The organism is Methylobacterium sp. P3_A11 (assembly GCF_056403155.1).
In genome coordinates, this window is the sequence record NZ_JBFUGA010000061.1 from 1 (window position 1) to 13,995 (window position 13,995).

Here is a 13,995-nt window from a genome sequence, read left to right on the forward strand (position 1 = left end):
GCGGATCTCGGACTCGTCCGAGATCCGCTTCGTGTCTGCCCAGGGCGGGCAAGCCCGATCTGGGTGGGGAGGAGCCGGAGGTGGGGGTGGTACAACATCGAGCGGAGCGGTGCCGCCTGCACCACCCCTACCCCTCCCCGCAAGGGGAGGGGACGAGCGCCCTACTCCGCGGCCTTCTGCCGGAGCCCGATCCGTCCCCAGATCGTGGTGAGCGCCTCGACGAGACGGGCGATGTCGGCATCCGTATGCAGCGGCGACGGGGTGATCCGCAGGCGCTCCGTGCCGCGGGCCACCGTCGGGTAGTTGATCGGCTGCACGTAGATGCCGAACTCGTCGAGCAGGGTGTCGGAGATTCCCTTGCACAGCACGGGGTCGCAGACCATCACCGGCACGATGTGGCTGTCGTTGGGCATGGTCGGGATGTCGGCGGCTTCCAGCGCCTGCCGGACCTTCGCCACGCGCTCCTGGTGCCGGGCGCGCTCGGTGCCGCTCGTCTTCAGGTGGCGGATCGAGGCCGCCGCGCCCGCCGCGACGGCCGGGGGCAGCGAGGTGGTGAAGATGAAGCCCGAGGCGAAGCTGCGTACGAAGTCGCAGAGCTTCTCGGAGGCCGTGATGTAGCCGCCGTGGACCGCGAACGCCTTGCCCAGCGTGCCCTCGATCACGTCGAGCCGGTGGGCGACTCCGTCCCGCTCCGAGATGCCGCCGCCGCGGGCGCCGTAGAGGCCGACCGCGTGGACCTCGTCCAGGTAGGTGAGTGCCCCGTGGGCCTCGGCCACGTCGCAGATCTCGGCGATCGGCGCGATGTCGCCGTCCATCGAGTAGACCGACTCGAAGGCGACCAGCTTCGGCCGGGCCGGGTCGACCAGTCCGAGCTTGCGGTTCAGATCCTCCGGGTCGTTGTGGCGGAAGATGTGGCGCTCGGCGCGCGAGAACCGGATGCCCTCGATCATCGAGGCGTGGTTCTCGGAATCCGAGAAGACCGCGCAGTTCGGCAGGCGCGACGCCAGGGTGCCGAGCGCCGCCCAGTTCGACACGTAGCCGGAGGTGAACAGCAGGGCCGCCTCCTTGCCGTGGAGGTCGGCGAGTTCCTGCTCCAGCAGCACGTGATAGTGATTCGTGCCCGAGATGTTGCGGGTGCCGCCGGCGCCGGCGCCGCAGCGGTCGATCGCCTCGTGCATCGCCCCGATGACGTTCGGGTGCTGGCCCATGCCGAGATAGTCGTTCGAGCACCAGACCGTGACCGGCCGCGTGCCGCCGGCATGGTGGTGCGTGGCATGCGGGAAGTTGCCGGCATGGCGCTCGAGGTCGGTGAAGACCCGGTAGCGCCCCTCCCGGTGGAGACCGGCGATCTCAGTCCCGAAGAAGGTCTCGTAGTCCATGTCGCCTCTCCCCGAACAAACCCTGCGGGTTGATCCCGCCTGTGACACCGGATTTCGCACAAGACCAGTTCCAGATTGGTGGACGTGCGCCGCCCGGCTGTGATCCCCCGACCTACACGCGATCTGGCGGTCTCGCCGCCTCCCCGGACGCCCGGGCCGGCAGGCTCCAGCGCCACAGCTCCGCCGAGGGCAGCGGCAGCATCAGGAACCAGTGCTCCAGGGTGGCGAGCGCGGTCAGCGTCGCCAGGACCGTGAAGCCGATCAGCTCGTGCTCCAGCAGGTTCGGCCCCAGGGCCGCGCGCCCGAGCAGCGCCGCCGCGATGGTCCCGAGGCTCACCGAGACCGGGAACAGCAGGTTCATCGGCTTCCGCGACAGGTAGCAGGCGAGGTAGCCGAGATGGTCCGGCAGGAATTCGGCGTGGAGGTTGCGGACCCCCAGGAACAGGTTGAGCCGCGCCGAGAGGTTCATCACCACCAGGGTGCCGTAGGTCCACAGGGCGAAGCGGTTGGGGCTGCCCCAGACCAGCGCCAGGATCGCGAGGCCGCCGATCACGATGGCAAATTCGTGCCACAGGCTGGTGGCCAGGGCCGCAAAGAACCGGTCGACCCCCCGCACGCCCGGGGCGCAGGCCACCGGCCGCGGACCCGACAGGAAGCCCATATAGTAGCTCATCTCCTGCCAGCCCCAGACGACGAGCGCCGCCGTGAAGGCCGTGTAGGCCCCCGTCGCGCTCGTGTCGGCGGCGCTGGACCGGATCGCCACAAGGGCGCCGGCGAGCAGCAGGGTCGCCCCGGCCATGCTCCACGGATGCGTCCGCCGCGGGGCGTGGTCGAGCAGCAGGATCAGCCCGGTGGAGAACCACCAGAGCAGAACCGCGTACAGGACCGGGGCGGCGTAGGTCCCCATGCTACCAGACCGGCTGGAGGCGGATGTCGGCCGGCAGGGCGTTGGCCTTGACGGGCAGAAGATACAACCGGGCGAAGGTCGCGGCCGCCCGGGCGGCGTGGAACCCCTGCAGGACCTTGCCGACGGGGCCGCCCCGCGCCTTGGCGTCGGCGATCGCCCGGGAGCAGGCGAGCAGCCGGTCGAGCCCCGCCTTGAACTTCGGGTTGTCGAGGTCGAGCTCCAGCGGGAAGGTCTGCCGGGAGATCTCCGAGGTGATCCGGAAGACCTTGAAGTCGTAGTCGGACGGATCGACGCCGAGCGCCTTGTGGAAGGCCGGGCGGTGATGGTCGCGGACGTACATCGTGGCGAAGACCGCAAGCAGGAAGAACCGGATCCAGTAGCGGTTCACGCCGCTCGTCAGTTTCGGGTTGGCGCGCATCAGCAGCGCGAAGGCCTCGCCGTGGCGGAACTCGTCGTTGCACCACAGCTCGAACCACTTGAAGATCGGATGGATGCGCCGCTCCGGGTGCCGCTCCAGCTCGCGGAAGATCGTGATGTAGCGGGCGTAGCCGATCTTTTCCGACAGATAGGTCGCGTAGAAGATGAATTTCGGCCGGAAGAACGTGTATTTTTTCGACTTGGTGAGGAAGCCAAGGTCCACACCGATGCCGAAATCCTTGAGCGTGTCGTTGATGAAGCCGGCGTGACGGGCCTCGTCGCGACTCATGAAGCCGAACAGCTCCTTGATGTCCTTGTTTTTCGCCCGCTTGCGCATCTCGGCATAGAGGACGCAGCCGGAAAACTCCGCCGTGATGGAGGAGACTAGAAAGTCCAAGAACTCCTTCCGCAGCTCGGGCTCCATCTGCGACAGGTCGCAGTCGAACTCTTCGTTGCGGGTGAAGTGGCGCTTGTTCGGGTCGGCGCGCAGCTCTGCGATGAGCACGTCCCAGTCGCGACGCACCGGCTCGACGTTCGTGCGGTCGAGTTCGACGAAATCGGTGGTGTAGAAGCGGGGCGACAGGAAGGTCGTCTCCTGCGCGGCCTTGGTCGATTCGTTGACCGGCAACTTCGGGACCGGCTGTCCGGTGGGGGGCGCGACGGGAGCGTTCACAGCTTCCTCCTCTCGGAAAAGCTGACCTCGTAGAGTTCGGTCAGCTCGAGATGGGCGATGAGCTTGGTCCAGGCCCGCTCGAGCGGGCCGGCCCGGGTGACGGTGGCGGTGCGGCGCACGGTCAGCCGCTCGCCGTAGGGCACGGATGTCGGCGCATCGTGGACCTGGACCTCGTCGCCGGGCGCGATCTCGAAGCCGGCATCGAGGGTCACGTGCGCGTGCAGGCTCTCGGGGGTCTGCTCGATCTCCACCGTACAGGGCACGGTGACGGTGCGGCTGCCGAACAGGCCCATCACCGGGTCTCCGTCGCGGAGACGCCCGGCGCGGGCATCAGCCGGGCGAAGGCGCCGGCATTGGTGGGGCCGAAGGCCTCCAGGGGCACCTGGCGCCCGGTGGCCTCGTCGGCCAGCGCGAGGCGGCCGTCGTCGAAGCGGGTCAGGCTGAAGGGCTTCTCGGGTCCGAGACCTTCCCGCTGGCGGGCCTGGGCGAGGCCCCGCAGGGTCCCGCGCAGGAAGCCATCCTCGCCGGGGCGGATCCAGGCGACGATGTGCCGGTCGGCGACGTCCCGCAGAGCGATGGAGCCGTCGACCTGATCCTCGGCGCGGAACTCGAGCCGCGCCACCGCCTTGGCGGGCGGCAGGGCGACGAGGCCGACACCCTCGCTCCGGCCGATCAGGACCGCCAGCATGGTGAAGCCCATCAGCGCGCCGGCGCCGATCATCAGCAGCGCCGGTGCCGGTCCCGCGGCCGCCGACCCCAAGGCCCGGCCGGCGCCCTCCGCCCGCTCGCCCATCGCGTCCCTCCCTACTCGGCCGCGACGAGGCGACCGGGATTCTCGTCCGCTCGGCCCAGGCGGGTGACCCGCATCGGCGGCGCGGTGCCGTCGGCATGGGCCTCCAGGGCTCGCGCCAGCAGCGTCGCCACCGCCTCCGCGTCCGGCACGGAGCGCAGCATGGGCTCTGTCCGCGCGAGACACCAGGGCCGGGCATGCGGCCAGAGCTGAAGGTAGGCGATACGGATGCCCGACCGCAACCGCAGCGGTAGGTCGCCGCTGCCATCCGTGAAGGCACGCAGCGACGCGGTGTCGATCTGCGCGAAGGGCAGGTTGTGGGTCACCGGCAGGGCGATGCCGGCCTGGAGCACGACGCGGCGGTTGGTCACCGTGTAGAGCGTCGTCCGGTGCGTGAGCCACGCGAGGAGCCAGAGCAGCCCGACGGCACCGGACCCGATCAGCAGCGTCGGTCCCACCACCCGCAGCGCCGCGGCGGGCGTGCCGGCCGCGAGGCCGAAGGCCAGGGCGCAGACCGCGAACCACGCGATCACCAGACGGGCGTGGAACACCCGGACCAGCAGGCCCGCGGTGGCCGGCGCACCCTGCCAGAGGATGCGCTCGCCCGCCGGCAGCGGGCCGGGCAAACCCCGCAGGGTGCCCTCGGGGAGGAAGTCGCCGCTCATATCAGGGGCTCCGCCCGGGCCGGCGTGGCGTAGAGCGTGCCGGCGCCGAAATACGAGATGATCCGCTCCTCCTCCAGGAAGGTCACGCTGTCGGGATCGCGGATCTCCGGGATGTCGGCGAACTGGCTGGCGAGCAGCGCCTCGGTCTTCACCGTCTTGGTGAAGCCGCCGGCCCGGCAGAAGGTGGTCGGCATCAGGCGGCGGCCGCCCGTCGCGAGCTCCACCTCGTAGTAGCGGATCAGCGACTCGCCGCGATCGACCCAGACGTCGCTGATGACGCCCGCCACGGCGTTGTCGGTGCCGAACACCGTCATGCCGATCGGATTCGGGCCGCTCTCGTGCACCACGAAGTTCTTCGCGACGCGCAGGGGCACGATACGGATCTCGTTGTCCCAGGTCCGGTCGTGCACGTCGTGCCGCAGCACCCAGGAGCCGGGTCCGACGCCGGCCTGGAGCGACGTGTCCGTGCGCTCGTAGGGCGCGCCCGGCCAGGGCTCGACCTTGCGGGCGGGGATGCCCGTCTCGATGTCATCTTGGCCGTGCATCGCCTGCGGCGCGTAGGTCGTCTCACCGCCCGGCAGATGGAAGGCCTTGGACCGGGGGATCAGGATCGGATCGACGGTCTTGCGGCGCCCGACCGCTTCGTTCTCGAGCGGATAGCCTTCCCGCCGGTCCTCGCGGCGCAGCCAGAAGACCAGCCCCGCGAAGAAGAGGAAGAAGGCGTAGAGCACGACTTGGGCGACGTCGACGTAGCCCGTAAGTGCGCCGGTTGGCATGGCTGTCCTCCCCGTGTCTCAGGCGGTTCGGCCGGCAAGGTCGCCGGCGATTCGGTCACGATGGTCTGTGCGCGCGTCCTCACGCACCAGCGGTCCGAGCGCGAGGAGCGCGGCGAACAGCAGGGCGATCTCGATGTGGTAGACGATGAGGTAGCCGATCGCGGGCTCGTTCATGCCCTCGCCGAGCACACCCGACTGGGCGATGGCCCCGCCGACGTCGCGCACGAGTCCGCTCGCCGCGATCGAGAGGCCGGCGGCGGTGGCCTGCACGGCGCCCCAGGCGCCGAGGGCGAGCCCGGTATCCTCAGGGCCGGCGCGGTTCATCGAGGCGGTGAGCGTGCCGTGGGCGAACAGGCCGCCGCCGAGCCCGATCAGGCTGACGCCGGCGGCGAACAGGTCGGCCGAGGCCAGCGGCGCGGCGAAGACCACCGCCGAGAAGGCGAGGATCCCGATCCCAACGCCCACCGCCGAGACCCGGAACGGATCGCCCCCGCGCCCGAGCCAGCGTGCCGCCACCAGGAGGCCGAGCCCGCCGCCGGCAGCGAGCAGGGCGGTGAGCGCCGTGGTGGCGCCCACCGACAGGTGCAGGATCTGGCCGCCATAGGGCTCCAGCAGGATGTCCTGCATGGAGAAGCCCGCGGTGCCGAGGCCGATCGCCACGAGGCGCCGCCGGGCGGTGCCCTGGCCCGCATAGGCCTGCCAGGACGACCGGAAGTCGCGCTGCGGGGCCTCGCGGGTGCGGTGGGGATCGCGGGGTTCCTGTTTCCACAGGGCGATCCCGTTGAGGATGATGGTGACCAGCGCCGCGCCCTGGATCACCTGGATCAGCCGCACGGCCGAGAAGTGGGCGAGGAACAGCCCGAACAGCACCGCGCTCGCCATCATGCCGAACAGCAGCGCCGCGCAGAGCAGGGCCACGACCTTCGGCCGCGCATGCGCCGGGGCGAGGTCGGTGGCGAGGGCGAGGCCCACGGTCTGGGTGGTGTGCAGGCCAGCCCCGACCAGCAGGAAGGCGAGCGCCGCCGCGAGGTCGCCGACCCAGAGCGGCCCGGTCGTGTCCCCCGACAGGATCAGCAGGGCGAAGGGCATGATCGCCAGGCCGCCGAACTGCAGCAGCGTGCCGAACCAGATGTAGGGCACCCGCCGCCAGCCCAGCACCGAGCGGTGCGTGTCCGAGCGGAAGCCGACCAGCGCCCGCAGGGGGGCGAAGACCAGCGGCAGCGCCAGCATCATGGCGACGATCCAGGCCGGCACGGCGAGTTCGACGATCATCACCCGGTTCAGGGTGCCGATCAGCAGCACCGCCGCCATGCCGACGGTGACCTGGAACAGGGCGAGGCGCAGGAGGCGTCCCAGGGGCAGCTCGACCGTGGCGGCGTCCGCGAAGGGCAGGATTGCCGGACCGAGGCGCATGAGGGCGCGGGTGAGTTTCTGGGATGCAGCGGTCATGATCGCGCCCCGGGTACCGCTGGGTTCCCTCCCCCCTCTGCGGGGGACGGGACAGCGCGGGACAGCGCGATCGCGTTCGACAGATAGAAGCCGCTGTTGATCCTGTGGCTCCGCGTCCAGCTGAGCCCGTCGAGGGCGGAGTCCGAAGCGATCCGCCGCCGCAGCCCGCCCTCGGTCACCGGCACGATGGCGGGCGAGCGGTCGCCGCGGGGAAACAGCTTCCCGGCGGCGTGCATCACGGTCAGCAGCGCCGTCCGCGGCGCCACGGTGAACAGCACCGACCCGTCCGTGCGCGCGCCCAGTGCCGCCAGCGCCCGGACGATGTCGGCGGCCCGGTAATGGATCAGCGAATCCATCGCCACCACGTGGTCGAACCGCCCGAGATTCGGATCGAGCATGTCGCCCACACGGAAATCGATGCGCCCGCCGCCGGGGATCTCCGGGAGCCGCTCGCGGGCGAGCCCGACCAGCGTCGGCGAGACGTCGATGGCGACCACCTCCGCGCCGCGGCGCGCCGCCTCGACGCTGAGCGCCCCGGTGCCGCAGCCGGCATCGAGCAGGCGCAGGCCGGTCATGTCGGCCGGCAGCCAGGAGAGGAGCGTCGCCCGCATGGCGTCGCGCCCCGCCCGAACCGTGGCGCGGATCCGGCTCACCGGGGCGTCCGAGGTCAGGCGCGACCACGCCTCCACCGCGGTGCGGTCGAAGTAGGTGGTCAATTCGCCCCGGCGGGCGTCGTAGCTGGCGCTGGCCATCGGTCGGACCCCAAACTCAATCGAAACCGAGGAACTCGAACAGGTCGCGGTCCTTCATCGGGACCGCCTCGCAGGGCTCGGCACCCGACCAGAGCGTCTCGGCGAGCCGCATGTACTCGGCGGTCACGGCGTCGAGCTCCGGGGACGAGTCCATCTCGAACAGGGTCGACTTCTTGAGCCGCGAGCGCCGGACGATGTCGAGGTCAGGGAAATGGGCGAGCCGCCGCAGCCCGACCGCGTCGTTGAACCGGTCGATCTCGTCGGTCTTGGCCGAGCGGTTGGCGATGACGCCGCCCAGGCGCACCGGGTAGTTCTTCGACTTGGCGTGGATCGCCGCCACGATCCGGTTCATGGCGAAGATCGAGTCGAAATCGTTGGCGGTGACGATCAGCGCCTGGTCGGCGTGCTGGAGCGGCGAGGCGAAGCCGCCGCAGACCACGTCGCCCAGCACGTCGAACACCACGACGTCGGTGTCCTCCAGGAGGTGGTGCTCCTTGAGGAGCTTCACCGTCTGGCCGACCACGTAGCCGCCGCAGCCGGTGCCGGCCGGCGGCCCGCCGGCCTCGACGCACATCACGCCGTTGTAGCCCTCGACCACGAAATCCTCGACGCGCAGCTCCTCGGAGTGGAAGTTCACCGCCTCCAGGGCGTCGATCACCGTCGGGGCGAGGCGCTTGGTGAGCGTGAAGGTCGAGTCGTGCTTCGGGTCGCAGCCGATCTGCAGCACCCGCTTGCCGAGCTTCGAGAAGGCCACCGACAGGTTCGACGAGGTCGTCGACTTGCCGATGCCGCCCTTGCCGTAGACCGCGAAGACCTTCGCGGTCTCGATCTTCAGGTCCGGATCGAGGGCGACCTGGACGCTGCCTTCTTCCTTCCGGGCGATGACCGGATTGCGGATGGCGATGTTCATGCGGCGACTCCTGTGGTGACGCCTTCGAGACGATCCTCCAGCTCCTCCTCGGCCCGGTCGAGGGCCTCCCGCATCTCTGCGTTGGGAGTCCAGAAGCCGCGCCGGTGGGCCTCGATCAGCCTTTGGGCGACCTTGGCGGAGGCGGTGGGGTTGAGGGCCGCCATGCGCTCGCGCATGGCGGGGTCGAGGACGTAGGTCTCGGTGATCCGCTCGTAGATCCAGGGCTGGACCGCGTTGGCGGTGGCCGACCAGCCGACCGTGTTGGTCAGGTGGGTCTCGATCTGGCGCACGCCCTCGTAGCCGTGGCCGAGCAGGCCCTCGTACCATTTCGGGTTGAGCATCCGGGTGCGGGTCTCCAGCGCCACCTGCTCCTCCAGGGAGCGGACGCGCCCCTCCCCGCGGGTCTGGTCGCTGATGTAGATCGGCACCGACTCGCCCTTGGCCCGGGCGACCGCCCGGCCCATGCCGCCGAGGCCGTCGAAGTAGTGATCGACGGAGGTGACGCCGACCTCGACCGAGTCGAGGTTCTGGTAGGCCATGTCGACGGAGGCGAGCACCGCCTGCATCAGGGCGCGCTGCGGCGCCGGGCGGCCGGTGCGGCCGTACGCGAAGCTCTTGCGGCGCGAGAAGGTCTCGCACAGCTCGGCGTCGTCATCCCAGTTCCCGGAATCGACCAGGTGGTTGACGTTGGCGCCGTAGGCTCCCTCGGCGTTGGAGAAGACCCGCAGGGACGCGGTCTCCAGATCGCAGCCCTGCTCGATCTGGATCGCCAGGGCGTGCTTGCGGACGAAGTTCTGCTCCAGCGGCTCGTCCGCGGTGGCGGCGAGGTACGACGCTTCAGCCAGGAGCTTTGTCTGCAAGGGTAGCAGATCGCGAAAAATGCCCGAGAGGGTGACCACCGCGTCGATGCGCGGGCGGCCGAGGGTTTCCAGGGGGATCAACTCGGCGCCGCTGAGCCGGCCGTAGCCGTCGAAGCGGGGGCTTGCGCCGATCAGCGCGAGCGCCTGGGCGATCGGGCCGCCCTCGCTCTTGAGGTTGTCGGTGCCCCACAGGACCAGGGCGACGCTCTCCGGGCAGGGCTTCCCGTCCGCGGCGAAGCGCTCGAGGATGCGGGCCACCTGCCGGGCGCCGTCGGCCACCGCGAAGGCCGAGGGCAGGCGGTAGGGATCGAAACCGTGGAGGTTGCGGCCCGTCGGCAGGATCGCGGGATTGCGCAGCAGGTCGCCGCCGGCCACCGGCGGCACGAAGCGGCCGTCGAGCGCCCGCAGCAGCGCGGGGACCTCGTGGTCCCGCGCGAGCAGCCGGTCGGTCTCGGCGAGGCTCGCGAAGGCGGCGCGGGCCACCTCGTCGGCGGGCAGGCCGGAGGCCTTCAGCGCGGCCTCGACGCCATGGCCGGCGACGAGCGCTTCGATCCCTGCCCGCTCCGACTGAACGCCGTGCGCCGACTCGGCCAGGGCCAGCAGCAGGTCGATCCGCTCTTCTGCCGGCGTCCCCGCGCCAACCACGTGGAGCCCGTGCGGGATCAGTGTCTGTTCCAGCTCCTGCAGCGCAGTCCAGAGGCCGGCGACATGGGTGCCGAGGTCGCCGGTCCAGGCCGGCTCGGCCGCCACAAGGTCGACCGCCGCGCCCTGCTGCTGGATCAGCTCGGCGAGGCTGCCGCGCTCGGCCGCGGCTTCGAGATCGAGGCCGCGCCAGCGCTCGATCGAGCTCTTCAGATCGATCAGCCCGCGGTAGAGCCCGGCCGCCGCGAGGCTCGGGGTCAGGTAGCTCACCAGCGTGGCCGCTGAGCGGCGCTTGGCGAGCGTTCCCTCCGACGGGTTGTTGGCCGCGTAGAGGTAGACGTTGGGCAGAGCGCCGATCAGCCGCTCCGGCCAGCACGCCTCGGACAGGCCGGTCTGCTTGCCGGGCATGAATTCGAGCGCCCCGTGGGTGCCGAAATGCAGCACGGCGTCGGCGGCGAAATCCTCGCGCAGGTAGCGGTAGAAAGCCGAGAAGGCGTGGGTCGGCGCGAAGCCGCGCTCGAACAGCAGCCGCATCGGGTCGCCCTCGTAGCCGAAGGCGGGCTGGACCCCGACGAGGACGTTGCCGAACTGCGCTCCGAGCACGAAGATCTCGGCGCCGTTGGTCTGGTGGCGGCCCGGCGCCGGGCCCCACTGCGTCTCGATCTCGGCGAGGTAAGTCTCGCGCCGCAGATGATCCTCCGCCGGGATGCGGGCGTGGACGTTGGCCTGGGTGCCGTAACGCTTGGCGTTCCCGTCGAGGATACGCTCGCGCAGGGCATCGACGCTCTCAGGGACCTCCACGGCGTAGCCGTCGGCCGCCAACCCCTTCAGTGTGTTGAGGAGCGAGGCGTAGACCGACAGGAACGCCGCCGTGCCGGTGGYGCCGGCATTCGGCGGGAAGTTGAATAGCACCACGGCGAGCCGGCGCTCGGCTTTCGCGGTCCGGCGCAGGGACACGAGCTGCGTGACCCGCTCGGCGAGGCGCGCGGCCCGCTCGGGGTGGACCCGCATGTCCCGGGCATTGTCGCTGCCCGATGCGGCGGAGCGGCCGCCGAACACCATCGGGGCGGTGGCGCCGTCGAGTTCGGGGATGGCGACCATCATGGTGGCTTCCACCGGCGAGAGTCCGCGCTCGCCCGCCTCCCACTGCTCCAGCGTCTGGAACTCCAGCGCCTGGGCGGCGAGGTAGGGCACGTCGAGGGCAGTCAGCATCGCCTCGGCGGAAGCGGCATCGTTGTAGGCGGGGCCGCCGACCAGGGAGAAGCCGGTGAGGGATACGAGGGCGTCGATGCAGGCACGCCCGTCCTTCATGAAGAAGGACTCCACCGCCGGGCGGTTGTCGAGGCCGCTGGCGAAGGCCGGCACCACGTCGAGCCCCTTCGCCTCCAGGGCCGCGATGACGCCGTCGTAATGGGCGGTGTTGCCGGCGAGCACGTAGCTGCGCATCACCAGGAGTCCGACGCGGCCCTTCGCGCCGGGGAGGCGCGGCAGCCGGGACGGGTCGGCGCCGATCCGGCCGGGCAGGCGCGGGTGGTAGAGGCCGGTCTCGGGGTAGTCGAGGGGCGCGGGGGCCGCCGGCCCGTCGCGCCACGCCGCCCGCTCGCCCGCCGCGTAGCGGTGCACGAGGAAGCGCACCAGGGCGGCGACGTTCTCGTCGGAGCCCGCCAGCCAGTATTGCAGGGTGAGGAAGTAGGCGCGCACGTCCTGCGCCGAACCCGGGATGAAGCGCAGGATCTTCGGCAGCTTGCGCACGAGTGCCATCTGACGGCCGGCATTGCCCTGCTGGCCCGGCTTGCCGCGCAGCTTCTTCAGGAAATCGAGGGCGCCGCGCTTGTTGCCGCTCATGTCGAAGCGGCCGAGCCGCGTCGTCTTCACCACGTCGCTCGCCGAGAGGCAGCCGATCATCGCGTCGCAGGCCTCGCGCCGGGCCGCGAGCGCCGGCAGGATCGCCCGGACATGCTCGTCCATGAACAGCATGGCCGAGAGCACGATGTCGGCCTGTGCGATGTCGGCCCGGCAGTCTTCCAGGGTCGACGGGTCGGTCTCCCACTCGGCCGCCGCGTGGAAGCCCAGCACCAGTCCGGGCATCTCGGACCGGAGCCGCAGGCGCGCCCGTTCCACCGCGCTCGCCAAGTGATTGTCGAGCGTGACGATGGCGACGCGGATCGGCGGCCTAGCGGCCGTAATGCGCTTTGGCATCGTAGAGGGTCTCGATGGTGATGAGCGGCAGGTGCCGCTCTCGGGCGAAGGTCTCGGTGTTGGTGCGGGCCTTGCCGCGCACGAAGAACGGGATCTTTTTCAGTTCCTTCTCGGCTTCCGGCGACCACGCGGCCGCCACCGCCCTGTTCAGCAGGATCGGAACGGGCGCCGGCGTCGGAGGGGTGTCGGCCGGCGCCCGTTCTTCGGCCTCGAGCGCCCCGTCCGCCGGAGTCCCGAAGGACTTGCCGCCGAGATGCGAGGGGCCGACGCCGTCGTGGAATTCGGGATCCTCCCGGAACATGCCGAGGAGGTGCTCCTCGAGGCCCATCATCAGCGGATGGACCAGGGTGTCGAACAGGACGTTGGCGCCTTCGAACCCCATCTGCGGCGCGTAGCGGGCCGGGAAGTCCTGAACGTGGACCGGCGCCGAGATCACCGCACAGGGGATGCCGAGCCGCTTGGCGACGTGGCGCTCCATCTGGGTGCCGAGCACCAGTTCCGGCGCGGCGGCGCGGATCGCCGCCTCGACGTCGAGGTAGTCGTCGGTGATCAGCGCCTCGATCCCGTGCTCGGCCGCCTCGGCGCGGACCTCGCGGGCGAATTCGCGGCTGTAGGTGCCGAGGCCGACCACGGTGAAGCCGAGTTCGCGCGCCGCGACCCGGGCGATGCCGATGGCGTGGGTCGCGTCGCCGAACACGAAGACGCGCTTGGCCGTCAGGTAGGTCGAATCGACCGAGCGGGAGTACCAGGGCAGGCGCGAGCCCGGGCCGTCGAGCACGGGCGCCGGATCGATTCCGGCGATCTCCGCCACCTCGGCGACGAACCGGCGCGTGCCGCCGACGCCAATCGGCAGGGTCTGCGTGAACGGCTGCCCGAAGCTCTTCTTCAGGTATTCCGCGGCCGACCGGGCGGTCTCGGGGTAGAGCACGACGTTGAAATCGGCGTCCCCGAGGCGGCCGAGGTCGGCCGGCGAGGCCCCCAGCGGGGCGACGATGTTGGCGGCGATCCCGAGGGAATCGAGCAGGCGGCGGATCTCGATCAGGTCGTCCCGGTGGCGGAAGCCCAAGGCCGTCGGCCCGAGGATGTTGCAGAGCGGGCGCCGACCGGGCTCGCGCGCCGGACGCGGGGCCGGCGGACCCGCGAGCGCCCGGACGAGGCGATAGAAGGTCTCCGAGGCGCCCCAGTTCTCCTTCTTCTGGTAGGCGGGCAGCTCCAGCGGGATCACCGGGATCGGCAGGTCGAGGGCCTTGGCGAGACCGCCTGGATCGTCCTGGATCAGCTCGGCGGTGCAGGAGGCGCCGACGATCATCGCCTGCGGCTGGAAGCGCGTGTAGGCGGCGGCCACCGAGGTCTTGAACAGCTCGGCCGTGTCGCGGCCGAGATCCTGCGCCCGGAAGGTCGTGTAGGTGACGGGCGGGCGGGCGTCCCGCCGCTCGATCATCGTGAACAGCAGGTCGGCGTAGGTGTCGCCCTGCGGCGCGTGCAGCACGTAGTGCAGCCCGGTCATCGCCGTGGCGACGCGCATGGCGCCGATGTGGGGAGGACCCTCGTAGGTCCAGAGGGTGAGCTGCATGGC

General features: G+C 70.8%; 12 protein-coding genes. All 12 read right to left on the minus strand.

The window, feature by feature from the left end:
- Nucleotides 1-161 precede the first annotated feature (161 nt).
- Complete coding sequence (gene hemA / locus AC1DXK_RS18960; RefSeq protein ID WP_457106413.1) at nucleotides 162-1,379, minus strand: 5-aminolevulinate synthase; 1,218 nt, start codon at nucleotides 1,377-1,379, stop codon at nucleotides 162-164.
- 112 nt (nucleotides 1,380-1,491) lie between these two features.
- Nucleotides 1,492-2,286, minus strand: a complete 795-nt coding sequence (gene puhE, locus AC1DXK_RS18965; protein ID WP_457106414.1) for a putative photosynthetic complex assembly protein PuhE — start codon at nucleotides 2,284-2,286, stop codon at nucleotides 1,492-1,494.
- Nucleotide 2,287: 1 nt separating this feature from the next.
- A complete protein-coding gene (gene acsF, locus AC1DXK_RS18970; RefSeq protein ID WP_457106415.1) occupies nucleotides 2,288-3,376 on the minus strand; it encodes a magnesium-protoporphyrin IX monomethyl ester (oxidative) cyclase in 1,089 nt (362 codons plus the stop codon).
- Nucleotides 3,373-3,669 carry a hypothetical protein gene (locus tag AC1DXK_RS18975; protein WP_457106505.1) on the minus strand — a complete coding sequence of 99 codons (297 nt, stop codon included), beginning with the start codon at nucleotides 3,667-3,669 and terminating at the stop codon, nucleotides 3,373-3,375. Before AC1DXK_RS18975 ends, acsF begins: the two co-directional genes overlap by 4 nt.
- Nucleotides 3,669-4,169, minus strand: a complete 501-nt coding sequence (gene puhC, locus AC1DXK_RS18980) for a photosynthetic complex assembly protein PuhC (RefSeq protein ID WP_457106416.1) — start codon at nucleotides 4,167-4,169, stop codon at nucleotides 3,669-3,671. Before puhC ends, AC1DXK_RS18975 begins: the two co-directional genes overlap by 1 nt.
- Before the next feature lie 11 nt (nucleotides 4,170-4,180).
- Nucleotides 4,181-4,831 (minus strand): photosynthetic complex putative assembly protein PuhB, encoded by a 651-nt coding sequence (gene puhB / locus AC1DXK_RS18985; protein WP_457106417.1) that lies wholly within the window; start codon nucleotides 4,829-4,831, stop codon nucleotides 4,181-4,183.
- Nucleotides 4,828-5,607, minus strand: coding sequence for a photosynthetic reaction center subunit H (gene puhA, locus AC1DXK_RS18990; RefSeq protein ID WP_457106418.1), 780 nt, complete (start codon nucleotides 5,605-5,607; stop codon nucleotides 4,828-4,830). Before puhA ends, puhB begins: the two co-directional genes overlap by 4 nt.
- An 18-nt stretch (nucleotides 5,608-5,625) precedes the next feature.
- Nucleotides 5,626-7,056: a BCD family MFS transporter gene (locus tag AC1DXK_RS18995; protein WP_457106419.1), complete on the minus strand. Its 1,431-nt coding sequence runs from the start codon at nucleotides 7,054-7,056 to the stop codon at nucleotides 5,626-5,628.
- A complete protein-coding gene (gene bchM / locus AC1DXK_RS19000; RefSeq protein WP_457106420.1) occupies nucleotides 7,053-7,808 on the minus strand; it encodes a magnesium protoporphyrin IX methyltransferase in 756 nt (251 codons plus the stop codon). Before bchM ends, AC1DXK_RS18995 begins: the two co-directional genes overlap by 4 nt.
- Before the next feature lie 16 nt (nucleotides 7,809-7,824).
- The gene (gene bchL / locus AC1DXK_RS19005) at nucleotides 7,825-8,718 is read right to left on the minus strand and encodes a ferredoxin:protochlorophyllide reductase (ATP-dependent) iron-sulfur ATP-binding protein (protein WP_457106421.1); all 894 of its coding nucleotides are present in this window, start codon (nucleotides 8,716-8,718) and stop codon (nucleotides 7,825-7,827) included.
- Nucleotides 8,715-12,419 (minus strand): magnesium chelatase subunit H, encoded by a 3,705-nt coding sequence (locus AC1DXK_RS19010; protein ID WP_477298672.1) that lies wholly within the window; start codon nucleotides 12,417-12,419, stop codon nucleotides 8,715-8,717. Before AC1DXK_RS19010 ends, bchL begins: the two co-directional genes overlap by 4 nt.
- The gene (gene bchB, locus AC1DXK_RS19015) at nucleotides 12,394-13,992 is read right to left on the minus strand and encodes a ferredoxin:protochlorophyllide reductase (ATP-dependent) subunit B (RefSeq protein WP_457106423.1); all 1,599 of its coding nucleotides are present in this window, start codon (nucleotides 13,990-13,992) and stop codon (nucleotides 12,394-12,396) included. The genes AC1DXK_RS19010 and bchB overlap by 26 nt, the downstream gene beginning before the upstream one ends.
- Nucleotides 13,993-13,995 lie beyond the last annotated feature (3 nt).